13 protein-coding genes and 2 pseudogenes are annotated in these 14238 nt (G+C 60.0%); 4 read left to right on the plus strand and 11 right to left on the minus strand.

Translation table 11 applies throughout. The features are described 5' to 3' along the window. The first annotated feature begins 39 nt into the window (after positions 1-39). From MUN79_RS09825 to MUN79_RS30850, 3 genes and pseudogenes are all read left to right on the plus strand, one after another. Positions 40-1001, plus strand: a pseudogene (locus MUN79_RS09825) (endo-1,4-beta-xylanase). Between the two features lie 227 nt (positions 1002-1228). Beyond that, positions 1229-2772: pseudogene (locus tag MUN79_RS30845) on the plus strand (glycosyl hydrolase 115 family protein); the annotation flags it as partial. A gap of 444 nt (positions 2773-3216) precedes the next feature. Beyond that, positions 3217-3891: a hypothetical protein gene (locus MUN79_RS30850; RefSeq protein ID WP_311136768.1), complete on the plus strand. Its 675-nt coding sequence runs from the start codon at positions 3217-3219 to the stop codon at positions 3889-3891. Between the two features lie 189 nt (positions 3892-4080). On the opposite strand, the gene MUN79_RS09835 is transcribed toward MUN79_RS30850, so the two are convergent. The 11 genes from MUN79_RS09835 to argH form a co-directional block, all read right to left on the minus strand. Further along, the gene (locus MUN79_RS09835) at positions 4081-4710 is read right to left on the minus strand and encodes a DUF1349 domain-containing protein (RefSeq protein ID WP_244677497.1); all 630 of its coding nucleotides are present in this window, start codon (positions 4708-4710) and stop codon (positions 4081-4083) included. 40 nt (positions 4711-4750) lie between these two features. Continuing rightward, positions 4751-5317: a sugar O-acetyltransferase gene (locus MUN79_RS09840; protein ID WP_244677498.1), complete on the minus strand. Its 567-nt coding sequence runs from the start codon at positions 5315-5317 to the stop codon at positions 4751-4753. Between the two features lie 105 nt (positions 5318-5422). Further along, on the minus strand, positions 5423-5743 hold the full coding sequence (locus MUN79_RS09845) for a hypothetical protein (protein ID WP_244677499.1): 321 nt from the start codon (positions 5741-5743) through the stop codon (positions 5423-5425). 1 nt (position 5744) lies between these two features. Beyond that, positions 5745-6494, minus strand: a complete 750-nt coding sequence (locus tag MUN79_RS09850) for a hypothetical protein (protein ID WP_244677500.1) — start codon at positions 6492-6494, stop codon at positions 5745-5747. Between the two features lie 80 nt (positions 6495-6574). After that, complete coding sequence (locus MUN79_RS09855) at positions 6575-7099, minus strand: thioesterase family protein (RefSeq protein WP_244677501.1); 525 nt, start codon at positions 7097-7099, stop codon at positions 6575-6577. Positions 7100-7328: 229 nt separating this feature from the next. Beyond that, positions 7329-7871, minus strand: coding sequence for a hypothetical protein (locus MUN79_RS09860; protein ID WP_244677502.1), 543 nt, complete (start codon positions 7869-7871; stop codon positions 7329-7331). Further along, complete coding sequence (locus MUN79_RS30855) at positions 7823-9763, minus strand: UTP--glucose-1-phosphate uridylyltransferase (protein ID WP_311136769.1); 1941 nt, start codon at positions 9761-9763, stop codon at positions 7823-7825. The genes MUN79_RS09860 and MUN79_RS30855 overlap by 49 nt, the downstream gene beginning before the upstream one ends. 52 nt (positions 9764-9815) lie before the next feature. Further along, the gene (locus MUN79_RS09870) at positions 9816-10661 is read right to left on the minus strand and encodes a hypothetical protein (RefSeq protein WP_244677503.1); all 846 of its coding nucleotides are present in this window, start codon (positions 10659-10661) and stop codon (positions 9816-9818) included. 4 nt (positions 10662-10665) lie between these two features. After that, positions 10666-11610: a UTP--glucose-1-phosphate uridylyltransferase gene (locus MUN79_RS09875; RefSeq protein WP_244677504.1), complete on the minus strand. Its 945-nt coding sequence runs from the start codon at positions 11608-11610 to the stop codon at positions 10666-10668. Between the two features lie 166 nt (positions 11611-11776). Beyond that, on the minus strand, positions 11777-12256 hold the full coding sequence (locus MUN79_RS09880; protein WP_244677505.1) for an Imm50 family immunity protein: 480 nt from the start codon (positions 12254-12256) through the stop codon (positions 11777-11779). Between the two features lie 26 nt (positions 12257-12282). After that, on the minus strand, positions 12283-13581 hold the full coding sequence (gene argH, locus MUN79_RS09885; protein ID WP_244677506.1) for an argininosuccinate lyase: 1299 nt from the start codon (positions 13579-13581) through the stop codon (positions 12283-12285). Positions 13582-13765: 184 nt separating this feature from the next. Here argH and MUN79_RS09890 point away from each other — a divergent pair, with 184 nt between their 5' ends. Further along, positions 13766-14230: a VOC family protein gene (locus MUN79_RS09890; RefSeq protein ID WP_244677507.1), complete on the plus strand. Its 465-nt coding sequence runs from the start codon at positions 13766-13768 to the stop codon at positions 14228-14230. The last annotated feature ends 8 nt before the right edge of the window (positions 14231-14238 follow it).

Below are 14238 nucleotides of genomic sequence, written 5' to 3' on the forward strand. Positions count from 1 at the left end.
GAAAAGGGCCTGAAAGATTATTACAAAGACTATTTCCTGATGGGCGTGGCCGTGTCGCCGGCGGGACTGAAGGGTGCGGAAGGGGAGCTGATCAAGCAGCACTTCAACAGCATCACACCGGAGAATGCCATGAAGATGGGCCCGATTCACCCGGAGGAAAACCGCTACGAGTGGAAGGATGCCGATGAAATCGTCAAGTTTGCCCAGGACAATAAGCTGCGGGTGCGGGGCCACAACCTGCTCTGGCACGAGCAGACGCCCAAGTGGCTGTTTAAGGATGCCGCGGGCAAGCAGGTGAGTAAGGAAGTGCTGCTCAAGCGTCTGCACGACCATATTTTCACGGTGGTGAAGCGCTACAAGGGCAAGATCTACGCCTGGGACGTGGTGAATGAAGCCATCAGTGACAACCCCAGGAGTTCTTGCGCAACTCGGAGTGGTACAAGATCTGCGGGGAGGATTTCATTGCCAAAGCCTTCGAGTACGCCCACGAGGCCGACCCCAAGGCGGTGCTCTTCTACAACGACTACAACACCGAGCGCCCCGAAAAGCGGGAGCGAATTCTCAAGCTGCTCAAGAAGCTCAAAGATGCCAAAGTGCCGATTGATGCCGTGGGTTTGCAGGGGCACTGGTCGTTGCAGGAACCCACGGAAGCTGAGCTGCGCCAGGCCCTGGACCAGTACTCGGCGCTGGGTCTGAAGGTGCAGATTACCGAACTCGACGTGTCGATTTACCCCTGGGAAAAAGACAAGCGCGAGAAGCGCCCCGGCGAGTCGGATGCCTACACGCCCGAGCTGGAGCAGAAGCAGGCCGAGCAGTACAAGATGTTCTTCAAGGTCTTCCGCGACTACAAGAAGGTCATGACCGGCGTCACGTTCTGGAACATCTCCGACAAGTACACCTGGCTCGACACCTACCCCGTAGCCGGCCGCAAAAACTACCCGCTGCTCTTCGACCAGAACCAGCAGCCCAAGAAGGCTTATTGGGAAGTGGTGAAGTTTTAATGGAGTTGTGAAAGAACAATTGGAACTGTCATCCTGAGCCTGCGAAGGACCTTCCTCCATATTCGGACAAATCCAATTCAGTGTGAAGAGCCCTTTTATAGAAGGCCGTATTGCAGTGAATAGGCCTTGTCACTACCCAGAGGTAGGTCCTTCATTCCGCTTCGCTGCACTCAGGATGACAGATGAAAAAGAATCAAGAGCTCCGCCCGCTTTTCCACCCGATTTCGATGAAAACCCTGTCTTTCCATAGCTCCCGCACGGCCGGCAGATTCTGGCTGGTGTTGCTGGCGCTGCTTACTGCTTTCGGCGCTCAGGCTCAAAAAACAGCCGCGCAACTCACGCCTGCCTACGTTTCCACCGACAAAGGTAAAAACGGCTTTCCACTGGCCGCAGCCGGCAAGACGGCGCACCTCTACGCCAGTAATGCCGACTGGCCGGGCGTGCTGCGCGCCGCCCGGGATTTGCAGGCCGACATTAACCGCGTTACCAAGCTCACGCCCACGCTGACTACCGACCAAGCCCCGACTGGCAAGGAAGTCGTGCTGATTGGCACCATCGGCAAAAGTCCGCTGATTGACGGGCTGGTAGCCAGCAAAAAGCTCGACGTGTCGCAGGTGGCGGGGAAGTGGGAAACCTTCGTGCTACAAGTCGTGGAAAAGCCCCTGCCGGGCGTCGACCGGGCCCTGGTTATTGCCGGCAGTGACAAGCGCGGCACCATTTACGGCATCTACGACTTGTCGCAGCAAATCGGGGTGTCGCCGTGGTACTGGTGGGCTGATGTGCCGACCAAGCAGCAAAAGGCGCTGTACGTAGCCACTGGTCGCCATTCGCAGGGCACGCCCAAGGTGAAGTACCGCGGCATTTTCCTGAACGACGAAGCGCCAGCGCTGAGTGGTTGGGCCAAGGAGAAGTTCGGCGGTATCAACTCGAAGATGTACGTACACGTGTTTGAGCTGATTTTGCGGCTCAAGGGTAACTACTTGTGGCCCGCTATGTGGGGCAACGCCTTCAACGACGACGACAAGCAGAGCCCGGTGCTGGCCGATGAGTACGGCATCGTGATGGGCACTTCGCACCACGAGCCCATGGTTCGGTCGCAGCAGGAGTGGAAGCGCTTCGGCTCTGGCCCCTGGAACTACCAGACCAACGAAAAGACGCTCCAGGACTTCTGGCGGCAGGGCATCAAGAACATGGGCACCAAGGAAAGCATCGTGACGCTGGCCATGCGCGGCGACGGCGACGAGCCCATGAGTGAGGGCAGCAACATTGCCCTGCTGGAAAAAATCGTGGTCGACCAGCGCAAAATCATTGCCGAGGAAACCGGCAGGCCCGCTGAACAAACGCCCCAGCTCTGGGCCCTCTACAAGGAAGTGCAGGACTATTACGACAAAGGCATGCGCGTGCCCGACGACGTGACCTTGCTCTTGTGCGACGACAATTGGGGCAACATCCGCAAGCTGCCCAAGCCGGAGGAAAAGCCCCGGGCCGGCGGCTACGGCATCTACTACCATTTCGACTACGTGGGTGGCCCCCGCAACTACAAGTGGCTTAATACGAACCCGCTGCCCGCATCTGGGAGCAAATGCACCTGGCCTACGAGCACAACGCCAACCAGATCTGGATTGTCAACGTGGGGGATTTGAAGCCCATGGAGTTCCCCATCAGCTTCTTTCTGGACTACGCCTGGAACCCCGACCGAATCAGCGCCGACAAGGTGGATGACTACTCGCGCGACTGGGCGGCCAGGCAGTTTGGCCCCAAGTACGCGGCTGACATTGCCGACATTCTGGCCAAATACGCCAAGTATAGTTCCCGCCGCAAGCCCGAGTTGCTCGACGCCAACACCTACAGCCTGACTAACTACCGCGAGTGGGCCACGGTAGTAGCCGACTACAGCCAGCTGCTGACCCAGGCCGAGAAAATCAACCAGCAGCTGCCCGCCGAGTACCGCGACGCTTACTACCAACTGGTGCTGCACCCGGTCCAGGCCTGTGCTAATCTGAACGAGCTCTACTACACCGTGGCCCGGAACCGGGAAGCCGCCAAAGCAGGGCATTCCACTACGGATTGGCTGGCGGATAATGCCAAAGCACTCTACGCCAAAGATGCCGAAATCACGCAGCGCTACCACGCCGTGGCCGGGGGCAAGTGGAACCACATGATGGACCAGACCCACATTGGCTACACGTACTGGCAGCAGCCGGAGAAAAATGCCATGCCCGAAGTAGTGACTCTGCCAACCGACAAAATCAAGGCTATTGTAGAGCCAACTATTCCACCAGCAGGACCCAAACCGCGTAGTAACCGAACTTCTGACGCAGGCTTTGTGGAAGCCGATGGCTACGTGAGTATCGAAGCCGAGCACTACCAGAAGGCCGTGGATGGCAGCAACGTCAAGTGGCAGACCATTCCCGACCTGGGCCGCACGCTCTCCGGCGTCACGGCCTTCCCGACCACTGCGCCGAGCCAAACGCCCACCGGCAGCTCGCCGCACCTGGAGTACCGCGTGCAGCTGACCAGCACCGGCCCGGTTACCGTGCAGGCCTACTTTGCGCCTACGCTGAATTTTATTGGGGGTGAGGGCCTGCGCTACGCCGTGTCGTTCGACGACGAAGCCCCGCAGATTATTAACCTGCACACCGGCATGGTGGCCGATAATGGCAATAGGCCCTGGGAAAAAGCGGTGGCCGAAAATATCATTATCAAGACCTCCAAGCACACGTTGGCTAAACCCGGCGAGCATACGCTCAAGTTCTGGCGTGTAGACCCCGGCGTGGTGCTCGAAAAGCTGGTGGTGGACTTAGGCGGGGTAAAGCCCAGCTACCTGGGCCCGCCGGAAAGTGCCTCGGGTACATCGAAAGAGGCTAAAGGCAGCGTGGGTCAACGCTAAGTTGGTTACTAATAGGACAACCTAACTTTCCCGTCATCCTGAGCAAAGCGAAGGGCCTGATAACCGGTAGACGATTTGTTCTCACGTGATAAGGTCCTTCGCTTTGCTCAGGATGACAATTGTAATAAGCTATTGAACCGGCGTTTTACTACATGAAAAAAGGCGCCCCACCGGGTGCCTTTTTTGGGTCTATTTCGTGCCGGCCGGAACTGGACCGATGGAGAAATCCTCGAACTCCACCGGGAAGCCTTTGCCATCGGGGGCGGCGCACATGAGCCCGATCTGCACCTTTTTACCGGGGGTAGGCGGGAAGTAGGCCAAGCGCAGCATCTTGAAGTCCTTGTTGTCGAAGGAGTACTGAATTTCCACGTAGTCGCCCTTGCGCAGCAGCGTGAGCCACACGGCCTTGGGGCTGTCCTGGCGCGGCACCACTGACCAGTCCGACACTTCCCGCGTGACGACGGCGCTGACGTTCTGCACACCCTTTACGTACTCGATGCCAGTTTTAATCCAGTTCTTCTCGTCGAGCCGGATCATCAGCCCGGCCTGGTCGTAGAGTTCCTTGTATTGCCCCACGATTTTCACTTTGGCTAAGAAGTCGCCTTCCTGCTCCTGGTAGAAAAAGTGGCCATTGTCGCGGATGAAGCCGTAGTGGGTCACGCGCCAGAAGTCGGTGCCGCCGTCTACCTGCACCTGCACTTTGTTGGCCGTCACGGTCGACTTCTTAGGAGCATTTAGCCAGCGCATGGTGGTAAAGGTTTGGGCCGAAGCCGTGAATACGCCCAAGGTGAGGGCTGCGGAAAGGATGAGTTGTTTCATTAGAAGGAATAGCAAGCACAGCAGTAGAGTAGGCGAGAAGTTAGGCTTCCTCCCGCAAAGAGCGAATGACTTTGCAGGGGTTGCCGGCGGCAAATACGTCGGCCGGTATATCCTTGGTGACCACGCTGCCGGCCCCAATCACGCTGCGCGCCCCGATGCTGATGCCCGGGCAAATCACGGCGCTGCCGCCCACCCACACGTCGTCGCCGATGGTAATGGGTTTGGCAAATTCCAGCCCCGAGGCCCGAATCTGGTGGTCCATGGGGTGGGTGGCGGTGTAGATCTGCACGTTGGGCCCGAACAACGTCCGGCTGCCGATGGTAACTGAGGCTACGTCGAGCACCACGCAGTTGAAGTTGAAAAACACCTTCTCGCCCAGGTGCAGGTTGCTGCCGTAGTCGCAGTAGAAGGGCGGCTGAATCCACAGCTCTGCGCCGGCGTAGGGCAACAGCTGCTGGAGCAGGCGGGTTCGTTCGTCGGTCTGGTCTTCGCGGGAATCGTTGAGCTGCTTGAGCAAGAGCCGCGCCTGGGTTCGTTCCTCGGTTAGCTGCGCGTCCAGGGCATCGTAGAGCTCCCCGGCCAGCATCTTCTCTTTTTCAGTTTTCATAGCAACAGTGATCATAGCGTTTGCAGGCGCTACAATACGCAAAAGGCCGAAAACGCCCCGGTTACGGTTTGTTTTCGGCCTCTGGGGAAAAAGAAGTGCCAGGCTCTAGCTGCGGTCGGCGTCGTTGTCGCGGCCGGCGTTGCGGCGGGGCATGGTGCCGTAGTCCGAGCCGTTGTCGTGGGGCGGCACGGGCGCGTCGTTCTGGGCGTCGCGGCTATATTCTTCCTGCACGGCGCCCCCGTCGGCCGCGGCCGGGTTCGACGAGTCGTTGGGGTCGTTGTAGGAGCCGCCTTTCGAGCCGATACCTTCGGCGCTGTTGCCCTGGTAGCCAGCTTCGCCATCGGGGCGGGTGTAGCCGGTGCGGGAGTCGGAGCCGGTAGGCGTGGCGGCTTCCCGGTTCGGGCCGGGCTCATTGGCGCCGTTCAACTCACCGGTGCGGCCGTGTACCGTGGGCTGGGGTTGTAGGTCGTACCCTGCTGCTCGTCGCGCTTATCGTTCTGGGACGGAATGTAGTTGTAGTCGGCGCTCTGGTTCCGCTCGTGGCTGGTGCCGCTTTGGTTGTTGCTAGCGCCGCCGGCCAGGGAAGAATGGCCGTAGTCCTCGCTAAAGCCCGAATCGGGGGCGGTGGGGAGGCGTTGTCGTTGCGGTAGTGCGGGTCGACGGTGGTGCCGGCCAGGGGCGTGGCAGGCTCGTGGCCGAAGGTGCTGCCCTGGGGGTTGTATTCATCGGTGCCAGTGTTGTTTTCGGGCCGGCCGCCCTGGTAACCGCCTGTGTTGACGGGCTGGGAGCCGAGCTGGCCGCCGTACACATCGTCGGCGCGGTACTGGTTGCCGTAGCCGCCCTGGGTGCCGCCGGAGCCTTGGGGACCAAATTCGCCGCGGCCGGGGCTGGCCAGTTGGTTTTCGCGCCGGTCATCGTCGCGGTAGATGGGCTCCACGCTGTTGCCGAACTGCCCGCCCCAGTCAGCTTTGGGCGCTTCCTCGGCTGGGGCCGAGCCGGGGCGCACGGCGTTGCGGTCGGCTTCCTTGTTTTCCTGCTCATCACCGGGTTCGGTATCCAGGGCGCCCTTGCCCACGCTCATTTCCGAGTCGGCCAACGACTGGCTGGAGGTGCCGGGTGAGTTGGCCTGGTGCTTTTTATCGTCGGTATTTGCCGTATTATCTTGTTCAGTAGCCATGGTGCAGGTGGTTTTAACGGAAGACAGCAGGCGTCCCCTGTAAAGCCATACGCGGCGGCTACGGCAGAGTTTCTGCGCCCTTAGGCCGCACGCAGCTCGCGCATGTTCTGACTCCAGGCCCGCACCCACTCGGGCAGCTCCGGCGACTCGGTCGACTCGCCGGCGTGGGCGAGCACCTCGGCCGGGTCGGCGGTGCCACCCTTGCGCTTCACGAAGCGCAGGCTCACCACGGCCGTGGCCACCACCTGCCCTTGGCGGATAAACTGTTGCTGAACATATAGCAGCCGGTCGTCCCAGCCCAGGGGCAGGGTTTCAATCTCGAAGGCTTGGAACGGCTCCAAAGACCGGCTGAACTGGATGGTTTCGGCCGCTACCACCGCCAGCGGGGCAAAGTCCTTGATTTTAGCCAGCAGCCCCGACCGAATCAACAGGTCCATGCGGGCCAGGTCGCACAAGGTCAGGTATTGGCCGTTGTTCAGGTGGCGCATCACGTCCAGGTCGGTGGGCCACACCCGAAACGTGGTCCGGCAGGGACCCATAACTGGCACTTTAGGTTGAAGCCGGGCAGTGAGCAATAGCCAGATCAGGCGGAAATAGAGTTTCATAGTTGGTAAAGGAAAAGGCCCCGGCCGGTAAGTACACCAGCCGGGGCCTTAGGGTTTTTGGTTGAGTCACTTGCTTCCGGCTGTCATGTCGACCAGCGGGAGACATCTCGCAGATTGCTATTTTGACGGTTATTGAAGCCAGAATAACGTTATGACAGTACCATTACAACGTCAGCACGCGAGATGTCTCGCGCGGCTCGACATGACGTTCTGAGTCGGTGTTCTGATGTTAGTCAAACATGCCCAGGGACGCCACGTGGTCTTTGCTGCCGTCGGTTACCCAGGAGTCGAGCTGGGCGGGGTCCTTCATCTGCTGGCCGCGGCTGCGGGGCACCACGATGTAGCCGCACTTCACGTCGGACAGGGCTGACATGTCGCTCCACAGCTTCTCGATTTGCGCCACCGGATAGATGTCCTCCTGCCCGTGGCCCCAGCGGAACTTCACGTCCTTGGTCGTCACGTACGTCGGGATGCGCTGTGCTACGCTACGCACGGCCCGGGCCAGCTGGGCGTCGTCGGCCGCCTGCAGCTCGGCGCGGGTCAGGCCGAAAAGCTGGAGCAGCGGGTCGACTTCAATCCAAGTGGTCATCGAGTTGTAGTAGCTCAGGGCCAGCTCATCCTCTTCCCGGGGCTGGGCCAAGCCTTCCAAGAGGCGCACCTGCCCGTTGACGCGGGCCAGTCCGCCGCCCCGGTCCTCGATGCGGCGCGGAATCACCTCGAAGGTCAGCGCGTTGCCCGAGGCGCGGTGGTAGCCCAGGGCCGCCGCGTGCACGTCAGCCCCAGCGTGTCGATGTTGTGGAGCATGATGGTTTCCACGGCCGGGTTTTCGCGCAGCAGGCGGGCCAGGGTGCCGTTGCGCAGCAGGTTCGACACCTCGTACCAGTGGCCGAGCGGGGAGAAGCGCTGAGCGGCAATGTTGTCGACGTAGTCGGTGCCTTCGCCCTTGGATTTAGCCCAGCCTATCATGGTGTTGCGCACTGCGTCGCGCACTTTCTGCTTGTTTTCGTCGAGGGTTTCCTGGGGCATTTCCTCCCACATAAAGCGCAAATCCCGCTCCATGGGCACGAAGCGCTGCCCGATGGAACGGCCTTCCGACAAATACACCGCCCCGTCGTAACCGTAGTTGCGGGTCTGTTTCAGCGTCTGCCGAATGGGCGCGTGGGTAAGGTAGCTGGTGGCTACGATGTGCGGGATTTTGGCGCCGTACTCCTGGGCCACGCGGCGGGTTTTGGCTAGGTGGATTTCCAGGAAGCTGCGGTGCCGCCCGCCTATTTCCACGAAGGGGTTCAGGGCCTTGATAACGCCCGCGCCCTTGGTCCAGCGGCTGCCCACACCGGCCGCGAGGCTCAGCACGGCCACCTTGCCGGCCCGAATGGCGTCCTCGCCCAGCTGGGTCACGTCCTGCAAGTCGGCAAACTGCACCACGTCGGTTGGCTGCACGTCGTCGATGGCCGTTTCGGCGTGGAGGCGGTTGCGCGAGAGGCCGATGCGGCCCTTTTGCAGCTCCTCCCTAATGTCTTCGTGCTGAACGTAGTCGAAACCGTTGTCGCGCTTGATCTGCTCGGCCTTGTCGTTTTCCAGGCTGCGATTGCCCTGGGCCGTGGGGTCCGACACCTTGAACAGGTTGCTCACAATCGTGCGCAGCAGCGGGTAGGCCAGGTTGTTTTGCTCGCAGTAGGTCGTGAAATAGTCGATTTCGGCCCGCCGCAGGTAGGAAATGCTTTCCGGGTCCTGCTTCACCAGCCCTGAGACGTGAATGGCGTAGTACTGCTCCGGCATCAACGCTTCATTCCCATCGTGCAAGGTGCTCCAGGTGCCGCGCTTGTTGATGCTCCAATTGTACACCACCGGCTCCATGGCAAACGGCAGGGCGGCCGACAGCTCCTGCTTGGTCGTGCGCAGCAAGTCCAGCACGCGCACCTTATAGTCTTCGTACTTGTCGGGGTTCACGAACATGCCCATGCCGCCGCCCGACATGCCGCCCAGCATCAGGAAGCCGTAGTAGTCGGCCCCGAATTCCTGCTTGGCCTTGGCAATAATCTGCTCCGTGAAGTAGGTCGAAGCCCAGGGAATGATGGTTTTGATGGGCCCCTCGAAGTTGCGGGCCGTGTTGGCGCCCAGCTTCTGAATGTCGCCTTCCTTGATGGAAGCCAGGATGTTGTCGAAGATTTCGTTGGTCTGCTGGCGGGCGGCCGTTTCCTGGGCCCCACGAAGCAGGTACTTCTCAGTCACCATCTCCAGTATCGGACCCACGTTGGAGGCCATGCCGCCGTGCATCAGCACCAGGGACTTCATGATTTTCTCCCCGATTTCGGGGTGCACGTCCTCGCCATCCAGCACCCGGTGCCGCGGCAGCAGCGTGCCCCGACTGATGTCGTACTCTGGGTCGCCGGGCTGGGCGAAGGTGCCCTGAATGGCCTTGATGCCGGGCCATACGCCGCCCGAATCCTGCCAGCCGCCGCCCGAGCCGCCAATCCACTCGCCCAGAATAGCGCGGGACGCTACTAAGCGCCGCTCGTTCTCGTCGAGGCCGCCGGTCAGGTTTTTGGTCTGGCCCGTGGCCCGCATCAGCAGGCTGATAATGGAGCCCAGTAGGTTGGTGGAAACCGCGAAGCGGGAGCCTTTGGGAATGTCATTCACCTTGGTCACCAGCTCGATGCCCATGCCCGGGGCCACGATGCGCGCCAGGATTTCGGTCAGGCTCTGGTTGGTGCCTTCAAAGGAGGGCGGAATCAAACCTGAGGCAATAACCCCGGCCTTTACCAGGCTCAGGTAGTCGTTGCCGAAGTTGAACAGGTCGGCCAGGTCCGTGACGTCCTTGGTCGTGTTTAGGTCGATGCTGGTCAGGCGCAGCACGGGCTCGGGAATGACGCGCACGTAGGCGTGCAGCGGGGGCGAATGTCCTTGTCGCGCCCGAACATGCCCAAGTCAATCGACAGGTTGACGACCCGGGCGCCTTCGGGTAGTCCATGCCCAGAAAGAAGATATCCGACCAGCCGCTGTGGGTAAGGTCCATGCGCACGGAGGTGTGCTCGTGCAGCACGGGGTAGAACAACGACGAGTCGGAGCGCTGCAGCAACGCCGGGTGAATCCGAATCGGGTGCTCTTCCTGGTGGCCTACGCGGAACATCCACTGGTTGCCCTTGCTGGAGCGCACACTCTTGCGGACCTGGTCGGCCAGAATCTGGAAGGAGAGGTGGTGGTAGGAGTCAGCCAGGGCGCTGAAGAGCGTGGCGTTGGGGCCGTGCACGTCCAGCTCCCGCAAAAACGTGCTGATGGCCTGCTCGAAGCGGCGGCTCAGCAAGTCCTCAAAGCCGTGGTAGGGAATCTTGCCCACGGGCGGAATGTCCTTGGACTCCTGCAGGAAAAACCGGAAGCCGGCGTACAAAAACAGGATGGCCCGCACCTTGTCGTAGAGGTTGGGCGTGGCCTTGCGGAAATCGTCCAGCTCCCGCAGGTTCTGCAGCAGCTCCCGGGCCGAGAGGCTCCGGCTCAGGGCGTAAAAGTCCCGGTTCCGCTTCTCGGGCTCGGTAGCGGTAATGGTTTCGACGAAAATATTCATGGCTCTACTTGCGGGTATTGGCTTCGGCCAGCAGTTCGACCATGGTCGTCAGGGTTTCGTCGTGGGCCTCGCCGGCCAGGCCCAGGGCCAGCTGGGCACGCAGCAGACCGTGGCGGCGGCTCAGGTCGTAGCGGTTGCCGCGCACTTCCAGGGCCAGGTACTTCTCGGTAGCGGCCAGCTCCTGCAAAGCGGGCGTCAGCAGCACGTTGGTCGAGCCGGCATCCAGCTGCTTTTGCAGAATCGGGAAGATGCTGGGTGTTAGCACGTGCATGCCGAAGAAGCAGAGGTAGTAGCCGGCCCGCAGGCCGGGGGTTTGCAGTTCCAGCTCGGCGGTGCTCAACGAAGGCTTTTCGATGATTTTGTCAATCTGGTACACGCCCGCCTGGCCCGCCACGTGCTTGCCCGTGAGCGTACCGTAGCGGCTGATCTGGTGCTCAATGGTAGGATTCACGGCGGCTACGGCGCATTCTTGCTGGGCGGCTAGCTCCAGTACCTGGGCCGCGCAGCGCTTGCCCGCCACGTCGGATACGTAGAGGTAGTCGCCGAGCAGGAGCAGGAAAGGCTCATTGTTCACAAACTCCCGGGCGCAGGCCACCGCGTGTCCGTAGCCCAGGGCTTCGGTTTGCTCGGCAAACTGCAGGCGACTGAGCAGGTGGTCGATTTTCTCAGCCTGCTGCCGGGCCCAGTCGATGTTCTGGTAAGTTTTAATCAGGTTGTCGCGCAGGGACGTGAAGGCCGCTACGTAGCGCGGCCCGTCGCCTGGGGCGCACACCACGCACAGCTCCTCGATGCCGCTATTAAAAGCCTCCTCGGCAATAATCTGAATGACGGGCTTGTGCAGGCCGTCCACGTCTACTACCGGCAGCATGGCCTTCTGAATGGTGTCGGCCACCGGGTACAACCGCTGACCGCGGGCGGCGGCAGTAATAACTGCTTTTTTGATCTTCATGGGAATTGATTGGGTATTCACTCAGGAAAATGCCGGGAGAGAGGCGGGTTTGAAAAATTGGTTTCGTCGGGCCGGAGCAGGGGAGAAGCTGCTGGGAAAGACACTGTTTATCGTTTGTGTTGCAAGAACGTCATGCTTGATCTGACGTTCGCAGCTCGAAGCATCTCTACCGCTTCGTCGGAGTTAAGCTTAGCACCGAGACTTGTTGAGCCACAATGAATGCATCCAAGCCAGCGGAGGAATCGAGGGTGCAGTGAATCTGACTTTCATTTTGCTCAAATTCTAAGCTGAGAATGACGTTTTGGTGACTGAAGCCTTCAAATTCTATTTCTCGAACACCCTCGAACAAGAGCTCTATGGTACAATGCTTGGCTTGCTGATAATACCCTTTTGCGTCGACCTCGGCTGTCATCTCAAAGGCAGCTATTGTAAACCTTACCGAAGGCCAGTGGCCAGGATTAGCCTCAAAGGCTGCTTTTGTGATTTCAGCATCATGGAAAGTTGGCCAGTAGCCGAAATGTGCTCGAATAATCTCGTGGCCGATTATTCGGCTAACCGCAGGATTTTCAACTCTGGCCATAGTAACGGTAATGTCTGTAACGAAGCGGTAGAGATGCTTCGGCTGCGCAGACGCCAGATCAAGCATGACATTCCGAAGAAAGCAAGATCAGTTTAAAACAGCTTGCTGCCTTGCTTCAGCCGCTCCACCTTCGCCCGGATTTCCTCCAGCCCCAGGTTGTGGATGCTGCCCAGGTGCGTGGTCTGAAATTCCTTGTGTGGCGCGTAGGAGCCGTCTTCCACCGCTAGGCCCACTTGTTTGTAGGCCGTGCGGAAGGGCGTGCCGCTTTGAATGAGCTGGTTGATGTTTTCCACCGTGAAGGTTGCGTCGTACTTCGCCTTGTTGAGCAAGTCGGGCTTGATTTTGAGCTGGGGCAAGGCAAAGTTCACGATGTCCAGAATGTCCAGAAACTGGGTGAGCGGCTCAAACAGCAACTCCTTCAGAATCTGAAAGTCGCGGTGGTAGCCGCTGGGCAGGTTGCTGATGGTGAGCGTAATCGTGTTGGGCAGGGCCTGCAACGAGTTGCACCGCGCCCGGATAAGCTCAAACACGTCCGGGTTTTTCTTGTGGGGCATGATGCTGGAGCCGGTCGTAAACTCCTTAGGCAGTTCCACAAAAGCCAGGTCTTGGGAGTTATACATCACTAGGTCGTAGGCCATTTTGGCCAGCGTAGCGGCCATGCCGGCCACGGCAAAGGCCACGGTCTTCTCGGTTTTGCCGCGCAGCATCTGGGCGCCCACGCTGCTCACGGCCACGTTGCCGAAGCCCATTTGCGTGGTCGTCAGCTGCCGGTCGATGGAGAAGGAGGAGCCGAAGCCCGCGCCCGAGCCCAGGGGGTTTTGGTCGGCTACGGTGTAGGCGGCTTCGAACAAGGCCAGATCCAGCAGCAGATGCTCGGCGTAGGCTGAAAACCACAGCCCAAAGGAGCTGGGCATAGCCGCTTGGAAGTGGGTGTAGCCCGGCATCAGGTCGGCCTGGTGGGCAGCGGCCTTTTGCAGCAGCACGTTTACCAGCTCCAGCGTTTTGCCGGCTACCCGCTCGGTATAGTCTTTCAGAAACAGCTGAATGGCGGTAAGCACCTGGTCGTTGCGGGAGCGGGCGGTGTGGATTTTCTTGCCTGCGTCGCCGAACTTCTCGGTCAGGTAGTACTCAATCTTGGAGTGCACATCCTCGAATTCTTCCTCGATGGTGAAGCTGCCGGCGGCAATCTGCGCGGCTAGTTCCCCCAAGCCCTGCTGGAGCTGCTCGTTTTCCTCGGCCGAAATCAGGCCGGCCTGGGCCAGCATCGTGGCCTGGGCCTGGGAGGCCTGCACGTCGAACTGCGCCAGGTACATATCCAGCTCCCGGTCTTTGCCCACGGTGAACTGCTCAATCTTCTTATCAACGGCAATGCCCTTGTCCCAAATCTTCATTGTCAATTATCTAGGGAAGCCCGGCTGTCGGGCTTTCCCGGTACTACGTTTACTGGCCGGATTCAGTCAGCGCCAGCCCTGAATTGGCGTGTCGCAAACTGCCCGGTATTTGTCGTTTTTATACTGCCTGGGGCGTAGGCTGGGGCGGTACTTTTACGGTATCAGCCCACCGGAACACAGCGCCATGCAAAAGATTACCACTTTTCTCACCTTCCACGACCAGGCCGAGGAAGCCGCGAAACTCTACATCAGTCTGTTCCCGGATTCTGCCATCCGCAGCATCACCCGCTACCCGGAAGGTACTTCCGTGGCGGCTGGCAGCGTCATGACGGTCGAATTTACCCTGGCCGGGCAAAAGTACGTGGCCCTGAATGGCGGACCGCACTTCACCTTCACTACCGGCATTTCCTTGTCGGTAAGCTGCCAGGATCAGGCGGAAATTGATGCCCTGTGGAGCCAGCTGACGGCCAACGGCGGGGAACCGGGCCAGTGCGGCTGGCTGAAAGACCCGTTTGGCCTGTCCTGGCAAATAACGCCGGCCAACATGGCCCAGCTCCTACGCAGCGACGACCCGGCCCAAATGCAGCGTAAAATGGCCGCCATGATGCAAATGGGCAAGATTGACATTGCCACCCTGCAACAGGCCTAAGTTCTAAG

Source organism: Hymenobacter cellulosilyticus, assembly GCF_022919215.1.
Classification (GTDB): Bacteria; Bacteroidota; Bacteroidia; order Cytophagales; family Hymenobacteraceae; genus Hymenobacter; species Hymenobacter cellulosilyticus.